At 67.2% G+C, this 20,666-nt stretch carries 23 protein-coding genes; 11 read left to right on the forward strand and 12 right to left on the reverse strand.

Annotated elements, in window-relative coordinates:
- Positions 1 to 3: 3 nt before the first annotated feature.
- From DSM104443_RS04890 to DSM104443_RS04900, 3 genes are all read right to left on the reverse strand, one after another.
- Positions 4 to 480 (reverse strand): chemotaxis protein CheW, encoded by a 477-nt coding sequence (locus DSM104443_RS04890; RefSeq protein ID WP_171090004.1) that lies wholly within the window; start codon positions 478 to 480, stop codon positions 4 to 6.
- A gap of 99 nt (positions 481 to 579) precedes the next feature.
- The gene (locus tag DSM104443_RS04895; RefSeq protein ID WP_171090006.1) at positions 580 to 1,101 is read right to left on the reverse strand and encodes a hypothetical protein; all 522 of its coding nucleotides are present in this window, start codon (positions 1,099 to 1,101) and stop codon (positions 580 to 582) included.
- 6 nt (positions 1,102 to 1,107) lie between these two features.
- Positions 1,108 to 1,506, reverse strand: a complete 399-nt coding sequence (locus tag DSM104443_RS04900; RefSeq protein WP_171090009.1) for a LytR/AlgR family response regulator transcription factor — start codon at positions 1,504 to 1,506, stop codon at positions 1,108 to 1,110.
- 166 nt (positions 1,507 to 1,672) lie between these two features.
- On the opposite strand from DSM104443_RS04900, the gene pdxR reads away from it, so the two are divergent.
- From pdxR to DSM104443_RS04915, 3 genes are all read left to right on the forward strand, one after another.
- Positions 1,673 to 3,163 carry a MocR-like pyridoxine biosynthesis transcription factor PdxR gene (pdxR, locus tag DSM104443_RS04905; protein WP_171090010.1) on the forward strand — a complete coding sequence of 497 codons (1,491 nt, stop codon included), beginning with the start codon at positions 1,673 to 1,675 and terminating at the stop codon, positions 3,161 to 3,163.
- A gap of 189 nt (positions 3,164 to 3,352) precedes the next feature.
- Positions 3,353 to 4,075, forward strand: a complete 723-nt coding sequence (locus DSM104443_RS04910) for a response regulator transcription factor (RefSeq protein ID WP_171090012.1) — start codon at positions 3,353 to 3,355, stop codon at positions 4,073 to 4,075.
- A gap of 164 nt (positions 4,076 to 4,239) precedes the next feature.
- Positions 4,240 to 6,942, forward strand: coding sequence for a TonB-dependent receptor (locus DSM104443_RS04915; RefSeq protein ID WP_171090014.1), 2,703 nt, complete (start codon positions 4,240 to 4,242; stop codon positions 6,940 to 6,942).
- 34 nt (positions 6,943 to 6,976) lie between these two features.
- Here DSM104443_RS04915 and DSM104443_RS04920 read toward each other — a convergent pair whose 3' ends face one another.
- The 9 genes from DSM104443_RS04920 to DSM104443_RS04960 all read right to left on the reverse strand — a co-directional run bounded on the left by DSM104443_RS04920 (position 6,977) and on the right by DSM104443_RS04960 (position 12,869).
- Positions 6,977 to 7,555 (reverse strand): hypothetical protein, encoded by a 579-nt coding sequence (locus tag DSM104443_RS04920; protein WP_171090016.1) that lies wholly within the window; start codon positions 7,553 to 7,555, stop codon positions 6,977 to 6,979.
- Positions 7,552 to 8,499, reverse strand: a complete 948-nt coding sequence (locus DSM104443_RS04925; protein ID WP_171090018.1) for a hypothetical protein — start codon at positions 8,497 to 8,499, stop codon at positions 7,552 to 7,554. Before DSM104443_RS04925 ends, DSM104443_RS04920 begins: the two co-directional genes overlap by 4 nt.
- Positions 8,492 to 9,052, reverse strand: a complete 561-nt coding sequence (locus DSM104443_RS04930; protein ID WP_171090020.1) for an RNA polymerase sigma factor — start codon at positions 9,050 to 9,052, stop codon at positions 8,492 to 8,494. Before DSM104443_RS04930 ends, DSM104443_RS04925 begins: the two co-directional genes overlap by 8 nt.
- A 20-nt stretch (positions 9,053 to 9,072) precedes the next feature.
- Complete coding sequence (locus DSM104443_RS04935; RefSeq protein WP_171090022.1) at positions 9,073 to 9,870, reverse strand: hypothetical protein; 798 nt, start codon at positions 9,868 to 9,870, stop codon at positions 9,073 to 9,075.
- Between the two features lie 299 nt (positions 9,871 to 10,169).
- Entirely contained in the window at positions 10,170 to 11,018 is an 849-nt protein-coding gene (locus DSM104443_RS04940; RefSeq protein ID WP_171090024.1) for a peptidylprolyl isomerase, read from the reverse strand.
- A 17-nt stretch (positions 11,019 to 11,035) separates the two neighbouring features.
- A complete protein-coding gene (locus DSM104443_RS04945) occupies positions 11,036 to 11,302 on the reverse strand; it encodes a BolA family protein (RefSeq protein ID WP_171090025.1) in 267 nt (88 codons plus the stop codon).
- Positions 11,302 to 11,601, reverse strand: a complete 300-nt coding sequence (locus DSM104443_RS04950) for a YciI family protein (protein ID WP_171090027.1) — start codon at positions 11,599 to 11,601, stop codon at positions 11,302 to 11,304. The genes DSM104443_RS04945 and DSM104443_RS04950 overlap by 1 nt, the downstream gene beginning before the upstream one ends.
- A complete protein-coding gene (locus DSM104443_RS04955; RefSeq protein WP_171090029.1) occupies positions 11,601 to 12,158 on the reverse strand; it encodes a septation protein A in 558 nt (185 codons plus the stop codon). The genes DSM104443_RS04950 and DSM104443_RS04955 overlap by 1 nt, the downstream gene beginning before the upstream one ends.
- Before the next feature lie 48 nt (positions 12,159 to 12,206).
- Positions 12,207 to 12,869 (reverse strand): hypothetical protein, encoded by a 663-nt coding sequence (locus tag DSM104443_RS04960; protein ID WP_171090031.1) that lies wholly within the window; start codon positions 12,867 to 12,869, stop codon positions 12,207 to 12,209.
- Between the two features lie 109 nt (positions 12,870 to 12,978).
- Between DSM104443_RS04960 and DSM104443_RS04965 the strand changes: the two genes are divergently transcribed.
- From DSM104443_RS04965 to DSM104443_RS05000, 8 genes are all read left to right on the forward strand, one after another.
- On the forward strand, positions 12,979 to 13,770 hold the full coding sequence (locus tag DSM104443_RS04965; protein WP_425509621.1) for a PHP domain-containing protein: 792 nt from the start codon (positions 12,979 to 12,981) through the stop codon (positions 13,768 to 13,770).
- 41 nt (positions 13,771 to 13,811) lie between these two features.
- A complete protein-coding gene (locus DSM104443_RS04970) occupies positions 13,812 to 14,450 on the forward strand; it encodes an L-threonylcarbamoyladenylate synthase (RefSeq protein WP_171090035.1) in 639 nt (212 codons plus the stop codon).
- Positions 14,450 to 15,115, forward strand: coding sequence for a site-2 protease family protein (locus DSM104443_RS04975; RefSeq protein ID WP_171090037.1), 666 nt, complete (start codon positions 14,450 to 14,452; stop codon positions 15,113 to 15,115). Before DSM104443_RS04970 ends, DSM104443_RS04975 begins: the two co-directional genes overlap by 1 nt.
- Before the next feature lie 3 nt (positions 15,116 to 15,118).
- Complete coding sequence (locus DSM104443_RS04980; protein WP_171090039.1) at positions 15,119 to 16,327, forward strand: tryptophan--tRNA ligase; 1,209 nt, start codon at positions 15,119 to 15,121, stop codon at positions 16,325 to 16,327.
- A 46-nt stretch (positions 16,328 to 16,373) separates the two neighbouring features.
- The gene (locus DSM104443_RS04985) at positions 16,374 to 17,240 is read left to right on the forward strand and encodes an alpha/beta hydrolase family protein (RefSeq protein WP_171090041.1); all 867 of its coding nucleotides are present in this window, start codon (positions 16,374 to 16,376) and stop codon (positions 17,238 to 17,240) included.
- A 77-nt stretch (positions 17,241 to 17,317) separates the two neighbouring features.
- Positions 17,318 to 18,109 carry a segregation and condensation protein A gene (locus DSM104443_RS04990; RefSeq protein ID WP_246232885.1) on the forward strand — a complete coding sequence of 264 codons (792 nt, stop codon included), beginning with the start codon at positions 17,318 to 17,320 and terminating at the stop codon, positions 18,107 to 18,109.
- Between the two features lie 4 nt (positions 18,110 to 18,113).
- Positions 18,114 to 18,845, forward strand: coding sequence for an SMC-Scp complex subunit ScpB (scpB, locus tag DSM104443_RS04995; protein ID WP_171090045.1), 732 nt, complete (start codon positions 18,114 to 18,116; stop codon positions 18,843 to 18,845).
- Positions 18,835 to 20,637, forward strand: coding sequence for a pseudouridine synthase (locus DSM104443_RS05000; RefSeq protein ID WP_171090047.1), 1,803 nt, complete (start codon positions 18,835 to 18,837; stop codon positions 20,635 to 20,637). The genes scpB and DSM104443_RS05000 overlap by 11 nt, the downstream gene beginning before the upstream one ends.
- Positions 20,638 to 20,666 lie beyond the last annotated feature (29 nt).

The following is a 20,666-nucleotide window of genomic DNA, read 5'->3' on the forward strand; positions in this document are numbered from 1 at the left end:
CCGCTAGGCGGCTTCCGCCACCGCGGCGGTGCCGGCCATCGTCCTGAAGAGCGCGGCCACGTCCACCACCATCAGCATCGCGCCGTCGTGCGTGGCGAGGCCCGTGAGGTAGTCCGCGTCGAACCCGTTCATCTCGGGTACCGGCCGTATGTCTTTCGCGCCGATGCGCATCACGTCGGAGACGCCGTCCACCACCATGCCGACCATGCGTTGTCCGAGGTCCAGGATGATCACGACCGTCGAGTCGTCCAGCTTTGGATTGGCGAACCCGGCATGGATGCGCATGTCGACGATGGGCACGATGGTGCCGCGCAAGTCGATCACGCCGCGGATGTGGGCCGGAGCCCCGGCGATGCGCGTGGGCGGCTCGTAGCCGCGGATTTCGCGCACCTTGAGGATGTCCACGGCGAAGCCTTCCTCGCCGAGCGAATAGGCGAGGTACTCGTGCAGGGAAGCCTGCTCGATCGTGTTGGCAGTCATGGCGCCATTGTCGGTTGCGGCAGCCGGCGGCCCTTGTGACCTTTCACATAGGGTGGGCTCGCGGACTATTGCATCTGCAAGAGTCCCGCGGCGACGGGGCTACTTCCGGACGTATTTACCGTCGAATGAAACTTTCCACGTCTTGCCGCCGTCCTCGGACGTGCGCCAGAGCTGGCGAACGGAGCCATCGGCATTCTTCGACCAGGCGATCTCGTTCACCTTCTTCGGGTCCTTCTTGCCGGGCAACGTCGCGTCCGAGAGCGTCATCACGCCGTCCTTGAACGCGCCCTCGATCATGAGGATGCCGCCCGAGGAATCGACCCAGGTCTGGTGCCACACGCCGCGCTCGGCGTCGTAGCGGTTGAAGCTCTGGCCCTCGTAGCCGCCGCGGCCCTTCCACGATTCGTGCAGCACGCAGCCGTAGACGGCGGTGATGTCGTTGGTGCCCGCCTGCTTGCCGTCGGGCTGGAACACGTTCCAGGAGCCGAGCCAGAAGTCGAACTGCTTCGCCTCAGGGGCGGTGCAGGGTTTCGGAGCGGGCGCGGGCGAGGGCGCAGGCGTTTGAGCGGCGGCGGTCGCGGCACCGAGGAGGGCGAACAGCAAGGCGATCGTTTTCTTCATGGGGGGTCACCGTGGGGAGTCGTCGAGGAAGAGTGCGGCATTCACGCGCGGCCGGTAGGTTCGCGACATCACGAGCTCCGTGCCGTCCTGCAGCGTCACGAGATGGTCGCCCGCGTGGATGGGCTCGATCGACTTCACGCGGTCGAGGTTCACGAACGTGGACTTGTGGATGCGCACGATGTTGGCCGCGGCGAGGCGAGGTTCCATCTCGCGCATCGTGAGACGCACCGTGTAGCGCTCGCGGCCGGCATGGAAGACGAGGTAGTTGCCCGCGGCCTCCACCCAATCGACCTGCTCCACGTCCACGAGGAACGTGCGCGAGCCCGACTTCAACGCGAGCCGGCGGCGCTTCGAGGTGCTTTCCGGTCCGCGGTGCGCGGCTTCCCATCCGATGGCGCTTTCCATGGACGCATCATGCGGGATAATGGCACCGCCACCGGGCCAATTTGGTGGAATTGCCAGGGCCATTACCGGGGCAAGGGCGGTTTTCCAGAGGGAAAAGCGGCGGCGGGCGCCGTGGCCCCGGAATGTCGCGAAATGTGACGGCTTCTTTGCGTGAAAGACGGTGACGATGGCCAAGGCCGCGGGCGGGCAGCTCTTCACGCTGCTGGAAGGACCGGAGAGCGCCGGCCACACGCGCCGCTCTCAGGTCTACAAGAGCTGCCTCAAGGCCATCCTCGACGGGCGCCTGGCACGCGGGTCCCGCCTGCCGTCGGCCCGCGAGCTGGCGCGCGACTGGCGCATCTCGCGCAACACCATCGACGAAGCGCTGCTGCAGCTCCAGGCCGACGGCTTCCTCGAGCGGCGGGTCGGCGACGGCACGTACGTCTCGCGCGATCTCCCGTCCACCGCTTCCCGCAAGCCCGCCGCGATGCGCCCGGCCAGCCGCGCCGCGCAGGCGAGCTACTCGGCGTGGGCGCAGCGCGCCTTGCATTCGCGCCTGCCCGGCGGTTCGCCGCAACCGCGCGCGTTCTTCGCCGGCTTCCCGGCGCTCGAGTTCTTTCCGCTCGATCTCTGGCAGCGGCTCACCACGCGCCGCTATCGCACCGGAGGCCGCGACCTGCTCGGCTACATGCCTTCGATGGGTTTGCCGGCATTGCGCGAGGCGACCGCGCGCCACCTCGCCATCTCGCGCGGTGTCACCTGCGCGCCCGAACAGGTGATGATCCTCAACAGCCTCATCCAGGGCGTGGAGCTGCTCTCGCGCGTGCTCTTGGAGCGCGACGACGCCGTGTGGGTGGAAGAGGCGGGCTATCCCAATGTGCGCACGGCCCTCTCGATGTCCGGAGCGCGGCTGGTCCCGGTCCCGATGGATGAGGAGGGTCTCGACGTGGCCGCCGGGCAGGAACTGGCGCCCAAGCCGGCGCTCGTGCATGTCACGCCGGCATTCCAGTATCCGAGCGGAACGCGCATGTCGCTCCAGCGGCGCCTGGCGCTGCTCGAATGGGCCAACCGCTCGGGGGCGTGGATCGTCGAGGACGACTACCAGGGCGACTTCAACTACGAGGCGCGCAATATCGAACCGCTGCAGGCGCTCGACCGGGCCTCGCGCGTGATCCACCTCGGCACCTATACGAATGCCGTGTTCCCGTCGCTGCGGCTCGCGTACATGGTGATCCCGCCGCCGTTGTGCGCCGTCTTCGAGGCCGTGCGCTCCCAGCTCGACGACCACACGCACGGCATCCAGCAGGCGGTGCTCGCCGACTTCATCGACGGCGGGCACCTGAGCTCGCACATGCGCCGGATGCGCTCCATCTATAAATCCCGCCGCGACACGCTGCTGGGCGAGCTGCATGCGACGCTGCGAGACGAGTATCCCCTCGGACCGGCGCACGGCGGCATGAACGTCGCGATGCACCTGCCCAAGGCGATGCGCGATGCGCCGCTCTGCGAACGTGGATGGAAGGCGGGCCTGCACCTCGCGCCGCTCTCGCGCCACGCCCCGACGCAGGGCGGCCTGAACGGGCTCTTCCTCGGCTACGCGGCGCTGTCGGAGCGCGAGATCCGCGCGGGCGCGCGACGGCTCGCTCGCTTCATCGAGGCCGAGCACCGCCGGCGCTAGCGCGGTTTCGTCCTCGCCGCGGACGGCTGCTCCCGCGAATGCGACGGAACGTCACATATCGTGGCGCGGCGGTTCCACGCGTCTATCGTTCGCGTGCCGGCCCGTCGCGTTTTCTTTTCCATGGTTCATCCATTCGGGCGAGATGCATCGGCGCGATGCGGCCGGCACCGATTCCGAAGGAGCCGCCGCATGGATGCCGAAGGCAAGCCCGAGATCCTGATCGTCACCGCGGACGCAGGACGCGCCGCATCGCTCGCCGCCTACCTCGCGCAGCAGCAGGTGGGCATCACCTGCGAGCCGCGCGGCGACGAGGCCTTCGCGTCGCTGCGCCGGCACGAGCCGGATGCCGTGCTCATCGATGACGGGGCGCAACACATGGCCGGCCGCGAGTTCTGCCGCGCCGCGCGCGAGGCGGGGCTCGGCCTCGCTATCGTCGTGATGGGCCGCAGCGACGATCCGCTCGACCAGGTGCTGTGCCTCGAGATGGGCGCGGACGATTACGTGGCCACGCACGCGCCGTGGCGCCTGCTGTGGGCGCGGCTCAAGATCGCGCTCCGCCGCGCGATGCCTCCGGGCCAGGGCACCGGCAACGCGCATACGCTGCGCCACGGAGACTTCATCCTCGATCGCCGCTCGCTCGAGATGCGCGTCCAGCAGCAGCGGGTCGCGCTCACGCCGACGGAGTTCGGCTGCCTGTGGCTGCTCGTGGAGCGCGCGGGCACGGTCGTGAGCCGCGCGGAGCTGCGCGAGGCGCTGGGCTCCGGGAGCGCGGCGGCCGCGGAGCCGGGATCGCGCGCCGTCGACACGCAGATCTTCCGCCTGCGCAGGAAGCTCGGCGCCGTCGATCCCGATGCCAACCGCATCAAGAGCGTTCGTCCCTTCGGCTACCTGCTGACCCCTGTTGCGCGTTGAACACAGTCGCGGCGCCGATTCCGGGATGAAGCGAGCGGGGCGCGGGACGAAGCGTCGGCGGTAACGCAACGTCAAGAAACTCCGCCGCGGACGTGATTAGATCGCCACCGATGCGTCCGCCCCATGGATAGCGAGTCCACCTATCTAACTGGGGAGTGTTGAACATGATGGTTCGGAGAAAAGCCCTCGCGATCGCCACCGCGAACGCGTTCGGGATGGGGTGCGCATTGCTCGCCGTGGGCGACGTCCAGGCGCAGCAGGCGCAGAAGGTCGAGAAGATCGAGGTCACGGGCTCCAACATCAAGCGCAGCGAAGGCGAAGGCGCGCTGCCCGTCACCGTCATCACGCGCGAGGAGATCGACCGCTCGGGCGCCACCACGCCGATCGAGCTGCTGAACCTCGTCTCCGCCAACAACAGCGCGGGCAACGTCTCGCTCGCCAACGTGATCGGCTCGCTGTCGTTCTCGGCGCAGACGGCGTCGCTGCGCGGCCTGGGCGGCGGACGCACGCTCGTGCTGGTCAACGGCAAGCGCATGGACAGCTTTGCCGGCGAGATCCAGGGCGTGCAGGGCGTGAACCTCTCGTCGATCCCGTTCTCGGCGATCGAGCGCGTGGAGATCCTGAAGGACGGCGCCTCGGCCGTGTACGGCTCGGATGCGATCGCGGGCGTGATCAACTTCATCCTGCGCCAGGACTACCAGGGCGCCGAGGTGATGGCGTACTACGGAGCACCCACGCGCGGCGGTGGCGGCGAGATCACGCGCGTGAATGCGGCCGCCGGCTTCGGCAACCTGTCCAAGGACCGCTACAACGTCCTCCTCACCGTCTCGAACGACATCCAGAAGCCGCTGGACCAGAACAAGCGCAACTTCTCCAACACGTCCTTCCGCCCCGAGATCAACCTGGCGGCGATCTCGAGCAATACCTTTCCGGGCTTGATCACCACCGGCGGGATCGGCGTGCCGGGCTCGCCGAACAACTGCGCGCCCTCGACATACCTCGAGCTGCTGGGCGGCTGCTTCTACGATCCGTCCGCGCAGCCCGGCGTGCAGATGATCACCGACAACACGCAGTGGAACGTCTTCGCCTCGGGGCGCGTGGAGTTGGGCAGCGGGCTGCAGGCCTACGCGACCGGGATCTTCTCGCGCCTGGAGAACCAGTACCGCATCCAGCCGGTGCCGATCTCGAGCCTTTTCCCCTACGGACCGCGGCTCAACATCTCCTCGGCGATCACGCTGCAGCCGACGAGCCCGTTCTATCCGCATGGCCTCGCCGCGGAGGCGGGCGTGGATGGCCAGCCGCTCGATGTCCGGTGGCGCGCCTACGAGAACGGCCTGCGCGACACGACCGACACCAACGAGAACGCGCAGATGAACGTGGGCCTCAAGGGCGCGTGGCGCACGTGGGACTGGGATGCGTCCTATACGTATGCCGAGGGCCACACCAAGCAGAAACTGAACGGCGGCTTCCCGAACCTCGACCTGTTGCTGCCGTTGCTGCGCAGCGGCCGCGTGAACCTCTTCGGGCCCAACACGCCCGAGATCTCGCGGGAGATCCTCGCCACCAACTACAACGGCGAGACCTTCAACGCGACTTCGAAGAACCAGGGGATACAGGGTCGCATGTCGGGTGAGATCTACCAGATGAAGAATGGCCCGATCTCGCTCGCGTTCGGCGCGGAGTATCGGAAGGAATCGCTCGACCAGAACCCCGCGCCGGTGCTGGCCGGGGGCACGATCGCGGGGTTCGGCGGCAACGTGCTGCCCGTCAGCAGCTCGCGCGATGTCACGGCGTTCTACGGCGAGCTGAACATCCCGGTGTTGAAGGACCTGGAGGTGAACGTCGCGGTCCGCAACGACCACTACAGCGACTTCGGCAGCACGACCAATCCGAAGGCGAGCATCCGCTACAACGCCACCCCCGACGTGCTGCTGCGGGCGTCGTACGGCAAGGGCTTCCTCGCGCCGTCGCTCTACCAGCTCAACACGCCGCGCATCAACGGCGTGACGCCCGCCGGGCAGACGGACCCGGTGCGCTGCCCGGTCACCAACGACACGGGCCTGGACTGCAGCACGCAGTTCGGCGTGTTGTTCGGCGGGACGAAGGACCTCAAGCCCGAGACCAGCGAGCAGACGACGCTGGGCGTGGTGTATTCACCGTCGACGCAGTTCTCGGTCGGCGCGGACTACTTCAAGATCCGGCTGAACGACGTGATCACCAACGGCATTCCGTTCACGACGATCCTCGGCGACCAGGACCAGTTCGGCTACCTCATCGCGCGCGACCCGCCGGACGCGGCGTATCCGAACCTGCCCGGCCACATCTCGCAGATCACGCAGGTGTACCTCAACCTGGGCGCGGTGCACATCGAAGGTTTCGACCTCGAAGCGCATGCCACATGGCCGGCGACTCGCTTCGGGCGCGTGAAGTTCGATATCACGGGCACGTACTACCGCCGCCAGGATGCGCAGAACCTCGACGGGTCGTACACGGGCTTCGTCTCGAACACGTTCGGGGCGCGCACCACGGGCGTGGTGCCACGGTGGAAGCACTACGCGTCGCTGTCGCTCGACAACGGTCCGTGGCAGGCGACGCTGGGTACCTCTTATCAGTCCTCGTACATTGATGCCGCGGCAATCGACGACGAAGGTACGACGCGGCGCGTCAGCACCCTCACGCTGTGGGACCTGCAGGGCGCGTACAAGGGCTTCAAGAACTGGACGTTCGTGCTCGGCGTGAAGAACCTGATGGACACGGATCCGCCGGTGACCAACCAGCCGAACTCCTTCCAGGTGGGCTTCGATCCGTCGTACTACGATCCGCGCGGCCGCTTCGTCTACGGCAGCGTGACGTGGGCGTTCCGCTGAGCGGTGATTGACGCTTGCGCTGGTGGCGTGACGGCTACTCGTCTTGCCACCGGCGCCAGCGCGAGGCGTACTTCTCCGGGTCGCCGATGGCCTGGCCGATGATGCGCTCGAGCTCGATCTCGGCCGCCACGCGCGCGGACCCGAGGGCGGCCACGAGCAGCGGCATGCCGACGACGACGAGCAGGCCGAGGATCGCCAGCAACCAGTAGGCGCCATTCACGAGGGCCATCGCCGCGGCGAAGACGACGAAGCCGAGCGGAACGAGCGCGGGCAAGCGCAGGCCTTGCGAGGCCATCGTCCCTTCCAGCTTCACGCGGTCGAGCGATGCGGTCCATCGGCCCTCGAAGCGCACCGCATCGTCCCAATCGAGACGAACGGCGTTCGCATCGACGGTACCGTTGGGCCTCTTCGGAAGCGGCACCATCGGTACGTCGAGGCGTTCTCCGAACGAAGGTCCGCGGCCCCGAAGGATATCGAGGCCTTTCGGGGGATCGGTGATGGCGGCAAGGAGGCGAATCGACTCTTCCAGCGAGTGAACGCAGTCGAAGGCCGCGGGGTTGCGAGCGCTCAGGGCCCTGGCCGCGGCCCCGGTCGTATTGACGTCGCGCCTCATCTCGGGCGAATGCGTTCCCACGTCGCGTCGGGAATGCGGTAGTCCGGGTGCTCGCGGCGGAAGCGTGCTATCGCGTCGTCGGCTTCCTTGTCGCGATTTGCCTTGCGCAGCGCCTCGATGCGCTCGAGCTTCTTCTCGGGCGTGTCGGGCCAGGGCGCGGCGACGTCTTCGGCGACTCGCTTCTCCGCGTAGCTCTCCGCCTTGGCGCGTGGCTGCTGCGTGGCGCCCAGTGCACCGGCCGCTTCGTCGCGGCGGCCTGAAAGGGCGCTGCGTTGTTCCTCCTGGACCCTCGCGGGTGCGGGGACCATCGCCGCTTGCGGCGCGCTATTGGCTGTTGTCCCGGCGGCGCGTGCCGATTCGGTCGCAGGAACGGATGCCACGGCGGGCGGCGGTGATGCGGGTGCCGGGGAGGGCGGCGCGACCGAAGCGGCGGGCCTGGCGGGCTCCGGCTTTGCGGTCGCCAAGGAATCGGCGAGCACCTCGGCAGGCTTCGTCTCCACCACGACGGCGTCCTTCTTCTCCTTCTGCAGCGCGGGCGGTGCGGCCATGCGGGGCTGCTCGCGAAGCTTGTCGCGCGAGAGCGCCTGCTCCTTCGCAGTCTCGACAGGCGCGGTGGCGGAAGAGGATGCGGGCGCCTCCTTGGGTGCGAACGCCAGCGACGGTGCGGACTCCTTCGAGGCGACGATCGATGAGGGCGTGGGCTCGGCGATCGGCGGCGCCTCCTTCTCGAGGCGCATCACCACGCTGAACGACAGGAAAAGCACAGCGGCCACCGACGCGGGCACGGCCCAGCGCGCGACACCGGGCTTGCGAACCTTGCCGGGGCCGGACGAGACGGCGCGGCGCGCCGCGGCGCGGATGGCGTCGTCGAGCGCGGCCGAAGGTTCTTCGGTCGCGAGCTCGCGATAGCGCTGCCGAAGCGCGTCGTCGCGCGGGTCAGCCATCGCCCACCGCCTTCCGCAGCTTGTCCATCGCGTATCGCAGTCGGCTCTTCGCCGCCTCCTCGTTGGTGCCCGTCGCCTCGGCGATCTGGGCCACGGTCATGTCGCCTTCGTGATGCAGCAGGAACGCTTCGCGTTGGGCCACGGGCAGCGCGGCGAGCGCGGATTCGAGCGTGGCCAGCGTGTCGCGCGCCTCGACGATGCGGTGCGGCTCGTCGAACGGCCCCGCCCGTCCTTCTTCGACAGTGCTTTCGCCGTCTTCGTTGTCCGGCGCGACGACCGTGAGGCCCTTCTTGCGCCAGTGGTCGATGAGGCGGTTGTGCGCGACGGTGTAGAGCCACGTCGTGAACTTGGCCGTGCGGACGTAGCGCTCGCGGGCCTCGATCACCCGCATCCAGATGTCCTGGACCAGCTCCTCGGCCTCGCCGCGCGTCTTTACCGAGCGCAGCATCAGGCGGAACACCGGGCCTTTGTGGCGCGCGTAGAGCATGTCGAAAGCGCCGGCGTCACCACCGGCATAGGCGAGCATGAGTTCTTCGTCGGAGGCGTCCGGCATCGCCTCCGGATTCTATACGCCTAGCGCCAGGGGTCGGGCGCGAAGCCGGGGAAGGGCTGCGGATCGCGGCGCGCCACGGGTTGTTCGAGGATCCCGCGCGCGACGAGGTTGCGATAGCTGTCGTAGTAAATCGTGACGGTTTCCACGGGATACGACGTCGCACGGCGGAAGTCGACGTAGCGGGCCTGCGATTCCTCCTGGCGTCCGTGGCCCGTGCCGAGCGGCGCGCCCGGTTGCAGGCTCGGGGCCGCACGCTTCGCCTGCGCTTCGGGAGCCGGTGCGGAATCCAGGCGCTCGCGGTATCCGTTGGCACCCGAGTCCTTCGAGCGCGGAGCTTCCTCCAGCTTGTCGTACGCGATCGGCGGCGGCTGGGTGCGCTGGCGCTGGTACAGCGCGACGCCGATGACGCCGACGTTGTCGGGACGCCCGGTGCGCGCGGCATACGAATCGCCGAGCGACGTGAAGTAGAACGCGGCGGTGCGCTCGAGGCTCTTCCGCCAGCCCTTCACGTCGAGCGAATCCCAGGAGCTGATGACATAGCCGCCCTGGCGCGACGCCGCCGTCTCTCCGGAGAGGACGTTCACGCCGTCGACGCTCATTACCGCGAGCAGGTCGTCGCCGGACTGGTTGCGCACCGACAGCGAGTACTCGTTGCCGGGCTTGCCGACCACGTAAGCCTTGCCCTCGTGGATGTACACGGGCAGCTCACGGCCGGCGGCGCGGTCGTAGACGCGGATATCGGCGAGGTTGCCGACGGCGAAGGCGGGGATTGCAGCGGTCGCGGCGAGGGCGGCGGCGAGGAGGCGGAGGCGGTTCATTTCATGTCCTTTCGGTGGGGTCCTGGGAGATGAAACGGATGGGAGGGCCGAAAGGGTTTTCCAGCGGCTGCGCCGAGGTACCCCTTGAACCACGGAGGCACGGAGACACGGAGGGCCACGGAGGGAATACTTGAATGAACGTGAAGGGGTGGGGCAGTGAAAAATTAGGACGACGGTCGCCACTGCAATTCCAAGACTTCTCCGTGGCCCTCCGTGTCTCCGTGCCTCCGTGGTTCAAGGGGTCCCAAGAAACAAAAAGGGCGCCCGAAGGCGCCCTTTTCAGCAAAGCGAAGCGACGACTACCGCTCCTCCACCTTCGCCTTGGAACGAAGGTCCGCGACCAGCTTCTGCACTTGCGCCTGCTGGGCGCGCTGGCGGAACTGCTCCTTCAGCTCGGCGAACTCGGGCACCTTGAGCGGACGCACGTCGTCGACGCGAATCACGTGGTAGCCGAAGTCGGTCTTCACCGGGGCCGTGGTCGTCTGGCCCTTCGGCAGCTTCATCACGGTGTCGGCGAACGGCTTCACGTAACGCGCGGCCGGACCCCAATCGAGGTCACCGCCGTTGTCCTTGGAGCCCGGATCCTTCGACTTGTCCTTCGCGATCTTCGAGAAGTCGCCGCCCTTGTTCAGGTCGGCGATGATCGCTTTCGCGTCGTCTTCCTTCTCGACGAGGATGTGGCGCACCTTGTACTCGTTGGTGCCCATCTGCGACTTGAAGGTCTCGTACTGCTTCTGGAGGTCGGCGTCGGTGATCGGGTTCGCCTTCATCTCGTTCTCGAAGAGCGCGCGCACGAGCACGGCCTGGCGCGCCATTTCCATCTGCGCGGCCACGTCCGGGTTCTTGTCGAGGCCGCGCTTCACGGCAGCCTGGGCGAGCACTTCACGGTTGACGAGCTCGTCCTTCACCGCGGCGAGGCGCTCCGGTGTATCCGGCTGGCCCTGGGCGCTGAGCTCCTTGTTCATCGCGTCGATGCGGCTCTGCGGGATCACGACGCCGTTCACGACGACGCGGCCCCCGGCAGCGGGAGCGGCGGCAGCGGTGGTGGATTTCTTGGGCGCTTTCTCGGCCTTGTCCTGGGCGACGGCCGCGAGGGCGATCGTGCCCGCGGCGAGCGCGACAGCGAGGTTCCTGAAAGTGGGTTGCATGGTCTTCCTTTGCTTGGTCAGAGTTGCTCGGGCGCGAACGCCTCGATTTGAAGGGCGTGGATATCCCGTTTCATGAGGTCGCCCAGGGCCTCATAAACCATTCGATGGCGTGCCACGGGCGGCTGCCCGCGAAACGCCTCGGAGACAATCGTGAGCTGCCAGTGCGATCCGCCACCCGGACGATGGCCGGCGTGGCCCGCGTGCGAATCGGAATCGTCGCGAAGCTCCACCGCGCTGGGATGCAGCACGGAGAGGCGTTCCCGAATGGCCTGCTCGGTATTCATCACGGAAGCGCCTTCTTGAAGGGCTTCACGGTCACGGCGCCGTAGACGCCGGCTTTCACGTAAGGATCCTCGCTCGCCCAGGCGATCGCCGCTTCGCGCGACGCGAACTCCGCGACGATGAGCGAGCCGCTGAAGCCCGCGGGCCCCGGGTCTTCGCTGTCGATGAGCGGATGCGGGCCGGCGAGGATGAGCCGGCCTTCGGCGAGCAGCGCCTTCAGGCGCTCCACGTGCGCGGGGCGCACCTGCAGGCGTTTCTCGAGGGAGCCGGGCACGTCTTCGGCGATGATCGCGTAGAGCATCAGGGAGCCTTTTCAACCGGAGGCGCCGGCGGATCGTCGGGCAGGTAGCGCGAGATCCAGAACGCCTGCGCGATCACGAACGCAAAGATGAGGCCCATGCCGCCGAAGAGCTTGAAGTTGACCCAGGTGTCGGTGGAGAAGGTGTAGGCGACCCAGAGGTTCAACGCGGCCTTGAAGAGGAAGAACACGCCCCACGCGACGCAGAGCTTGAACCACACGGGCTCGGGGAGCTCCATGTTTTCCGCCATCACCGCCTTGATGAGGTTCTTGCCGAACGCGAGGCTGCCGAGGAACGAGAGACCCATGAGCCCGTAGAGCACCGTGGGCTTCCACTTGATGAACGTCTCGTCGTGCAGCAGCAGCGTCGCGCCGCCGAACACCACGATGATGCCGATGCTCGCCCACTGCATGGGCGTCACCTTGCGGTGCCGAACCACCATGTAGGCGATCTGCGCGATCGCTGCGGCCATGGCTACGCCCGTCGCGACAAAGATGTCGGAAAACTTGAACGCGACGAAGAAGAGGATGACCGGGAAAAAGTCGAAGAGAAACTTCAAGGAGCGATCGCGAGCGCGGGGTCTAAGTAACTGATAATTATGACAGACCTAACGGCCTGCTGTCCATTTGAGATGACGGGCCTCGATTCGTTCCCGCACGGCCGGGGCGACACCCGGGGCGAGCACCAGCGCGAGGGCCTCGGAATAGAAACCGCCGCGCTCGCCGGGCAGCGCCTCGTCCAGCGCGTCGAAGGCGAAGTCCATCATCGCCGGGTCCTCGGTGCGGATGGCCGTGATCGCGAAATTGATGTGCAGGATCCGCCACGGGCGCTCGGGATTCGAGCGCTCCAGGTCCGCCGAGAGCAGGGGCGTCACGTTCGCGATCAGGCCCTGCATGAGGCCGAACACCGCCGAGAGCTCCTGCGGCGATTTCGCGTTGTTCGAGCGCTGCGCGAGGGCATTGACGACGACCTCCACCGCCCCCATTTCCACCTCATGGCGCATGGCCCAGAGCGCCACCCCGAGCGCCAGCTCGGGCTCCGCACGCAGGCGCGCCAAGTCGTTCAGGAGGCCCGCCACCAGCTCGTCCGTATCCTCCAGCTCGAGCCTGCGCGAGCCCCCGTATTGGCGGTCGATGGCCTCGAGCATGTCGAAGCCCGGGCGCAGGGCCACGAGCCTCGCGTCGCGCAGGCACGCCTCGCGGTAGCGCACCGCCAGCTCGCGTGTCGCGACCTGCCCTTCATCGCCAAACTGCACCGGCTGCAGACTCATCGAATTCCCTCGGAAAATGACGGATTTTGCTACAATATCAACCGTTTCCTCGAAGTCGCCTCATTTGGACAACTTTGATCTCCACAACCATTCGACCTGCTCGGATGGTTTGCTGTCCCCCACGCAGTTGATGGAGCTTGCCGCGAAGTGCGGCGTGGATGCGATAGCGCTGACGGATCACGATACGACGGATGGCCTGGCCGAAGCCCGAGTGGCTGCGGAAAGGGTCGGCGTGAAGCTCGTGAACGGCGTCGAGATCTCGGTCAGCTGGGGCAAGACGACGCTCCACGTGGTGGGCCTCGCGATCGACCCGGACAATCCGGTGCTGTCGGCGGGCTTGCAGGCGATCCGCGCGGGACGGTTGACTCGGGCGCACCGCATCGCGGAAGCGCTCGCCAACCTGGGAATACCGGATACGCTGGCACCAGCGCTCGCGCTGGCCAAGAACGAATCGATGGTGAGCCGCACGCATTTCGCGCGACATCTCGCGGCGAGCGGCAAGGTGAAGAACATCCAGGCCGCGTTCGACAAGTACCTCGCGAAGGGAAAGCCCGCCTACGTGTCGCATGAATGGGCGAGCCTCAAGGACGCGATCGACTGGATCAAGGCCGCCGGCGGCACCGCAGTCCTGGCGCACCCCGGCCGCTACGATTTGAAGCCCGCGTTCCGCAACGCGATGCTGGAAGAGTTTCGCAGCCTCGGTGGCGAAGCGATCGAGGTGGTGACAGGCAGTCACCGCCCCGAGCAATACGCCACGTGGCGCCGGATAGCCGAGGAGCATGGTTTCCTCGCCTCGCGCGGCGCCGATTACCACGGGCCGGGGGAAAGCCCCTACGAGCCGGGAAAGCTGCCCATGCTTCCCGTCACGTGCAAGCCGGTGTGGTCCAAATGGACGCATTAGCCGCCCGCTAGGCGGGCACGAGCCGGGGAGCTCGGTTTTCAATGGCGCAGTTTTTCACGGTGCATCCGGACAACCCGCAACCGCGGCTGATCCGGGCCGCAGTGGACATCGTTCGGGCCGGGGGCGTGATCGCCTATCCCACCGATTCCTGCTACGCGCTGGGCTGCCACATCGGCGACAAGGCCGCGATGGAACGCATCCGCAAGATCCGCAACGTGGACGAAAGGCATCACTTGACCCTGGTTTGCCGCGAGCTCTCGGAGATCGGCGTATTCGCGAAGGTGGACAACATCCAGTACCGCCTGATCAAGGCCAACACGCCCGGCAGCTACACGTTCATCCTGCGGGCGACGCGTGACGTGCCCCGCCGCCTCCTGCACCCGCGCCACACGATCGGCGTGCGCATCCCCGACCACCCCGTGCCGCTCGCGCTGCTCGACGAATTGAAAGAACCCTTGCTCTCTTCGACCCTGATTCTTCCCGACCATGGCCAGCCGATGAACGACGCGGAGGAGATCCGCGCCCGCCTCGAGCACCAGGTGGACGCCGTGATCGACGCGGGCCCGTGCGGCATCGCGCCCACCACGGTGATCGACCTCTCGGGAGACGCGCCGGTCCTGCTGCGCGAGGGCAAGGGCGACATCCGCCCCTTCGGGTTCGTGAAGGCCGCGCTGCACTGATGGACGTCTACAACATCCTCATCAAGATCGCGATCTACGCGATCCCCATCATCTTCGCGATCACGCTGCACGAGGCCGCGCACGGCTACGTGGCGCGCCACTTCGGCGACAACACCGCGTACATGCTGGGCCGCGTCACGCTGAACCCGGCCAAGCACATCGATCCGATCGGCACCGTGGCCTTTCCGCTGCTCACGGTCATCCTGTCCGGCTACATGTTCGGCTGGGCGAAGCCGGTCCCGGTGAACGAGCGTAACCTCCGCGACCCGAAGCGAGACATGCTGTGGGTCGCCGCCGCGGGACCCGTGTCGAACCTGATCCAGATGGTGATCTGGGCCCTTGTCGCGAAGCTGCTGCTCACGTTCTTCGAAACCTCGGGCTCGCTGGTCGCGGACTACTGGTTCTCCGTCGCCATGGCCGGCGTCACGGTGAACGTCGTCTTCGCGATCCTCAACCTCTTTCCCATCCCGCCGCTGGACGGAGGGCGCATGGTGGTCGCGCTGCTGCCCGGCGCCGCGTCGTACAAGTTCGCGCAGATCGAGCGCTACGGATTCTTCATCGTCCTGCTGCTCGTGATGATCCCCGCGGTGAACCAGGCGATCTTCCTGCCGCCGGTCCTGGCACTCACCAACTTCACCATCAACGTCTTCGGGCTCAACGTCTAACGCATGTTCCAGGATCGCGTACTTTCCGGAATGCGCCCCACGGGCGCGATGCACCTCGGCCACTACCACGGCGCGCTCAAGAACTGGGTCAAGCTCCAGAACGAGTACCCGTGCTACTTCTTCGCCGCGGACTGGCACGCGCTCACCACGCACTACGAGGATCCGTCCGTCATCGAGCAGACGGTGTGGGACATGTTCGTCGACTGGCTCGCGGTGGGCATCGACCCTTCCAAGTCCACGCTCTTCATCCAGAGCCGCGTGCCGCAGCACGCGGAGCTCACGATGCTGCTGTCCTTCTTCGTGCCGCTCGCATGGCTGGAACGCGTGCCCACGTACAAGGACCAGATCGAGAAGCTGGGCGAGCGAGGCCACGACCTCCACACCTACGGCTTCCTCGGCTACCCGCTCATGCAGGCGGCCGACATCATGATCTACCGAGCCAACAAGGTCCCCGTGGGCGAGGACCAGACGGCGCACGTCGAGATCACGCGCGAGATCGCGCGGCGCTTCAACCACCTCTTCGGCAAGGAGAAGGGCTTCGAGGAGAAGGCGGAAGCCGCGGTGAAGAAGATGGGCCCGAAGAAGGCCAAGGTCTATCGCGAACTGCGCAAGAAATTCCAGGAGCAAGGCGACCATGTCTCGCTCGAAGCGGCGCGCGAGCTGGTGGAGGACGTGCAGAACCTCACCCTCGGCGACAAGGAGCGGCTCTACGGCTTCCTCGAAGGCGGCGGCCGCGTGATCCTCGTCGAGCCGGACGTGCTGCTCACCGAGACGCCCAAGCTGCTGGGCCTGGACGGCGACAAGATGTCCAAGAGCTACGGCAACGCGATCATGCTGCGCGAGAAGCCCGAGGACGTCACCAGGAAGATCCGCACCATGCCCACGGACCCCGCGCGCGTGCGCCGGCAGGATCCGGGCAATCCGGAGAAGTGCCCGGTGTGGAACCTGCACCAGGTGTACTCGGACGCGAATACGAAGGAATGGGTCGTGAAGGGCTGCACCACCGCGGGCATCGGTTGCCTCGAGTGCAAGCAGCCGGTGATCGATGCCATCAACAAGGAGATTGCGCCGATCCGCGAGCGGGCCCTGCAGTACGAGGAAGACCCGACGCTCGTGCGCAACATCATCCAGGACGGATGCGAAAAGGCGCGGGACCTGGCCGACGAGACGCTGCGCGACGTTCGCGAGGCGATGGGTCTCAATTACGGCTAAGGCGATGTCCACGGATCAACACGGATAAACACAGATGAAAACCCTGATGCGTATCGTCCTCGCCCTTGCATTCGCGGGAGTCACGGCGTCCGCCGTTGCGGCGACGCCCGTGCCCGGAGGCAAGTGGAGCTACGTGTTCACCGACCGGAAGGGCAACGCCGACCGTCCGATCCGCGTCTATACGTACCGGCCGAAGGCCTGCGACTCGACGTGCCCGATCTGGTTCGTAATGCACGGCGTGAAGCGCAACGCCTCGCACTACCGCGACATCTGGGTCGATCTCGCCGACCGCTACAAATTCCTCGTGATCGCCCCCGAGTTCGCGCAGAAGGACTATCCGAAGGCGGCCTGGTACAACCTGGGCGGCGTCACGGAGACGGACAACCCCGAGAAGTGGACCTACGCCGCGATCGACCATCTCTTCGAGGAGATGCGCGACGGCCAGGCCGACTACCGGATCTTCGGCCACTCGGCGGGCGGGCAATTCGTGGAGCGCATGCTGCTGCTGCGCCCGCAGAGCAAGGCCTCGCTCTACGCCGCGGGCAACCCCGGCTGGCACCTGCTGCCCGAGTGGCGCAAGGACAAGGGCGTCGAGACGAGCTACCCGTTCTCGCTGATCGGTTCGAAGTCCGGCGAAGCGCAGGTGCGCGACGCCTTCAGCCGCAAGTTCATCCTGCTGCTGGGCGAGAAGGACACGGATCCCGACGACGAGAACCTCGTGAAGACCGACGGCGCGATGAAGCAGGGCGCCACCCGGGTCGAGCGCGGCGAGAACTTCTTCAAGGCCGCCACGCGCGTATCGGCCGACGTGGGCGCCAAGCTCAACTGGGAGCTGGTGGAAGTGCCTGATGTCGCCCACGACGCGACGGGCATGAGCAACGCGCTGGGCGCACAACTCTACGGAAAGCGATGACGACGCAACACAAGGCTGCGAACGATCCGCGCATCGCCACCGAAGGCGACGCGGGCCAGCCCGTGCTCGACCTCGCGATGCCGGTGGCGAGGATCCGCGGCGAGCCGCTCACCGAGCTGCCCGCGGACCTCTACATCCCGCCCGAGGCGCTGTCGGTGTTCCTCGACGCGTTCGAAGGCCCGCTGGACCTCCTGCTCTACCTCATTCGCAAGCACTCGCTCGACATCCTCGACATTCCCATGGCGGAGCTCACGCGCCAGTACATGGGCTACGTCGAGATGATGCGCACCAACCAGCTCGAGCTCGCCGCGGAATACCTGCTGATGGCGGCACTGCTGATCGAGATCAAGAGCCGCATGCTGCTGCCGCGCCCGAAGCGCGAGAACGAAGCCGAGCCGGACGATCCGCGTGCCGAGCTGGTGCGCCGCCTGCTCGAGTACGAGCAGATGAAGAAGGCCGCCGCGCAGATCTCCGAGATGCCGGTGGCGGGCCGCGACTTTTCGCTGGTCGAGGTGTACATCGACCAGACGGTCGCCGAGCGCCTGCCCGGCGTGCACGTGGCCGATCTCTCCGAGGCCTGGCGCTCGATCCTCGCCCGCGCCAAGATGACCAAGCACCACCGCATCACGCGCGAGCAGCTTTCGGTGCGCGCACACATGAGCCGCATCCTGCGCGAGCTGCAGCCCGGCACCTTCGTCGAGTTCTCGACGCTCTTCCAGCCGGAGCACGGCGTTCCGGTCCTGGTGGTGAGCTTCCTCGCCTTGCTCGAGCTCGCGCGCGAGCTGCTCATCGACATCACGCAGCAGACGCCCTTCGATCCCATCTACGTGAAGCTGAAGTCCGAGCGCCCCTTGCTCGCCATCTCGTGAAGCCATGAACGATCACGCCACTCCCGAAGAAGAAATCCCCGCGGAAGACACCGCGCCCGTCGCCGAAGCGCAGCCGCTGGAGGAGGCCGAAGAGGCCGCCGCCACGAGCGACACCTTCGACATCGCCCAGGTGAAGCGCGTGCTCGAGGCGGCGTTGCTCTCCACGCCCGAGCCGCTCACCGTGCAGCAGCTGAAGCGCCTGTTCGGCGGCGAGGTCGCGGCCGACAACATCCGCAAGGTGCTGGACGAGATGAAGGACGAATGGGCCGACCGCGTGGTCGAGCTCACGACCGTGTCCACCGGCTGGCGCTTCCGCGTGAAGCCGGAGTACCAGCCGTTCCTCGACCGCATCACCAACGAGAAGCCGCCGCGCTATTCGCGCGCCGTGCTGGAGACGCTCGCGATCGTCGCGTACCGCCAGCCGGTCACGCGCGGCGACATCGAGGACATCCGCGGCGTCGCCGTCTCGCCCGCCACGCTGAACGCGCTCGTCGAGCGCGGCTGGGTGGACGAGGTCGGCAACCGCGAGACCCCGGGCCGCCCGGCGCTCTTCGCGACGACCCGCCGCTTCCTGGACGATTTGAACCTGCGCTCCCTCGAGGAGCTCCCGGCGCTGGACGAGCTGCAGTCCGCGCTTGAATCCGTGGCTCCCGCCACGGAACCCGACCCCGCGCCCGCGGGTGTGCAGCAACCCCTCCTCCCCGAAGAAGATACGGAGCCCGACCATGCGGGATAGACCTCCTCGCCAGAACAGCAACGCCCAGCGCCTCGATTGGCCGGGCGGCGTCGTGCCCGAATGGGCCAAACCCAACCAGGGCAACGCCGGTGGCGGTGGCGGTGCCGGCGGCGGCGGTGGCGGCAAGCGCCGCCGCGGCGGCAAAGGCGGCAAGGGCAAGGGTGGCCCCGGTGGGCAGGAGCGCCAGGGCGGCAGCAGCCCGTCGAAGCGCGAACGCCTGCAGAAGATCATGGCGCAGTCGGGCCACGGCTCGCGGCGCAACATCGAGATCCTCATCGCCCAGGGGCACATCACCATCAACGGCGTCGCCGCGAAGCTGGGCGATCTCGTCGGTCCCGGCGACAAGGTGAAGATGGACGGCGAGTTCATCACGCTGCGCTTCGGCGACCCGCCGCCGCGCGTGCTCCTCTATCACAAGCCCGAGGGCGAGATCGTCACGCGCGACGATCCCGAAGGCCGCGCCACCGTCTTCGAGAAGCTGCCGCGCGTGCACAACGGGCGCTGGGTCTCCGTCGGAAGGCTCGACCTCAACACCGGCGGCCTGCTCATCTTCACGACGAGCGGCGAGCTGGCCAACCGCCTCACGCACCCGCGCTTCGAAGTCGAGCGCGAATACGCCGTGCGTTTGATGGGCGAGCTCACCGACGAGATCCGCCAGAAGCTGCTCGTCGAGGGCGTCGACATCGAGGGCGAGAACTGCAAGTTCGACATGATCGAGGACCGCGGCGGCAGCGACGAGGGCTCGAACCACTGGTACCACGTCGTGCTGCGCGAGGGTAAGAACCGCGAGGTTCGCCGGATGTTCGAGGCCGTGAGCCTCATGGTGAGCCGCCTGATGCGCGTTCGCTTCGGCCCGGTGACGCTCCCCACCTTCCTCAAGCGCGGAATGATGAAGGAGATGGAAGAGGGCGAAGCGCTGCAGCTGATGGAGTTCTGCGGCTTGAAGCAGGATTCGCCGCCGCCGATGATGTCGGCGCCCCCGGCCGCAGCCTCGGCATCGGCATCGGATTCTTCATCGGATGGGGACGACTACGAAGTGGACGATCTCCAACCCCCGGGCATCTCGCACGAAGCGCCTGGCATCCACTCTTCGATCGCAAACCTCGGCGGCGGCGGCAAGCGCCAGCGCGGTCCGCGTCCGCAAGGACAAGGGCAGGGTCACGGCCAGGGCCAAGGCCATCGCAAGCACGGCGGCCAGGGACAGGGACAACCGGGCAACGGGCCGAACGCGCAGAAGAAATTCGGCAAGAACAAGCGCAAGGGCAAGGGCGGCCAGGGCCAGGGTGCGCAGGGCGGGCACGGCGGCCAGGGCGGACAAGGCCAAGGTGGTGGTGGTCAAGGCGGGCAAGGCCAAGGTGGTGGTGGCCAAGGCGGCCAGGGCGGACAACGCCACGGACGTGGCCAACGCGGCGGGCAAGGCGGTGGCCAGGGTGGTGGCCCGGGTGGCGGCGCGAGAGACGGCCTCGAGCCGGGCAATCGCGCGCTGCCGAACAACGCGCGTCGCGATATCTCCGACGATGCGGGCAACCAGGGACCGCCGCCGGTTGCGGCCGTCGATCGCGAGCATCTGCGCGCGTACGTCTCGGGACACGAGGTGCCGATGGCGCAGGAGCGTCCCTTCCAGCAGGATCGCCGGCCCGGAAGCGGGCAGAAGCAAGGCGGCCCGCGCGGCGGTGGCAAGCGCGGCGGTGGCGGCCAACGCGGCGACGAGCAACCGAAGTTCAAGGAGCCGCAGGAGAACCAGCGCGGCGATGAGCAACCGCTCACGAACGAGAATCGCCGCATCTGGTAACGCACAAGCCGCGAAAATCGCGGCCTGCA

Origin of the sequence: Usitatibacter rugosus, from assembly GCF_013003965.1 — a bacterium.
Taxonomy (GTDB): domain Bacteria; phylum Pseudomonadota; class Gammaproteobacteria; order Burkholderiales; family Usitatibacteraceae; genus Usitatibacter; species Usitatibacter rugosus.

Bases quoted from the DNA above. Each gene is read 5' to 3' on its own strand.
- DSM104443_RS04890 (WP_171090004.1), bottom strand. From the start codon at position 480: ATGACTGCCAACACGATCGAGCAGGCTTCCCTGCACGAGTACCTCGCC.
- DSM104443_RS04895 (WP_171090006.1), bottom strand. From the start codon at position 1,101: ATGAAGAAAACGATCGCCTTGCTGTTCGCCCTCCTCGGTGCCGCGACC.
- DSM104443_RS04900 (WP_171090009.1), bottom strand. From the start codon at position 1,506: ATGGAAAGCGCCATCGGATGGGAAGCCGCGCACCGCGGACCGGAAAGC.
- pdxR (WP_171090010.1), top strand. From the start codon at position 1,673: ATGGCCAAGGCCGCGGGCGGGCAGCTCTTCACGCTGCTGGAAGGACCG.
- DSM104443_RS04910 (WP_171090012.1), top strand. From the start codon at position 3,353: ATGGATGCCGAAGGCAAGCCCGAGATCCTGATCGTCACCGCGGACGCA.
- DSM104443_RS04915 (WP_171090014.1), top strand. From the start codon at position 4,240: ATGATGGTTCGGAGAAAAGCCCTCGCGATCGCCACCGCGAACGCGTTC.
- DSM104443_RS04920 (WP_171090016.1), bottom strand. From the start codon at position 7,555: ATGAGGCGCGACGTCAATACGACCGGGGCCGCGGCCAGGGCCCTGAGC.
- DSM104443_RS04925 (WP_171090018.1), bottom strand. From the start codon at position 8,499: ATGGCTGACCCGCGCGACGACGCGCTTCGGCAGCGCTATCGCGAGCTC.
- DSM104443_RS04930 (WP_171090020.1), bottom strand. From the start codon at position 9,052: ATGCCGGACGCCTCCGACGAAGAACTCATGCTCGCCTATGCCGGTGGT.
- DSM104443_RS04935 (WP_171090022.1), bottom strand. From the start codon at position 9,870: ATGAACCGCCTCCGCCTCCTCGCCGCCGCCCTCGCCGCGACCGCTGCA.
- DSM104443_RS04940 (WP_171090024.1), bottom strand. From the start codon at position 11,018: ATGCAACCCACTTTCAGGAACCTCGCTGTCGCGCTCGCCGCGGGCACG.
- DSM104443_RS04945 (WP_171090025.1), bottom strand. From the start codon at position 11,302: ATGAATACCGAGCAGGCCATTCGGGAACGCCTCTCCGTGCTGCATCCC.
- DSM104443_RS04950 (WP_171090027.1), bottom strand. From the start codon at position 11,601: ATGCTCTACGCGATCATCGCCGAAGACGTGCCCGGCTCCCTCGAGAAA.
- DSM104443_RS04960 (WP_171090031.1), bottom strand. From the start codon at position 12,869: ATGAGTCTGCAGCCGGTGCAGTTTGGCGATGAAGGGCAGGTCGCGACA.
- DSM104443_RS04970 (WP_171090035.1), top strand. From the start codon at position 13,812: ATGGCGCAGTTTTTCACGGTGCATCCGGACAACCCGCAACCGCGGCTG.
- DSM104443_RS04975 (WP_171090037.1), top strand. From the start codon at position 14,450: ATGGACGTCTACAACATCCTCATCAAGATCGCGATCTACGCGATCCCC.
- DSM104443_RS04980 (WP_171090039.1), top strand. From the start codon at position 15,119: ATGTTCCAGGATCGCGTACTTTCCGGAATGCGCCCCACGGGCGCGATG.
- DSM104443_RS04985 (WP_171090041.1), top strand. From the start codon at position 16,374: ATGCGTATCGTCCTCGCCCTTGCATTCGCGGGAGTCACGGCGTCCGCC.
- DSM104443_RS04990 (WP_246232885.1), top strand. From the start codon at position 17,318: ATGCCGGTGGCGAGGATCCGCGGCGAGCCGCTCACCGAGCTGCCCGCG.
- scpB (WP_171090045.1), top strand. From the start codon at position 18,114: ATGAACGATCACGCCACTCCCGAAGAAGAAATCCCCGCGGAAGACACC.
- DSM104443_RS05000 (WP_171090047.1), top strand. From the start codon at position 18,835: ATGCGGGATAGACCTCCTCGCCAGAACAGCAACGCCCAGCGCCTCGAT.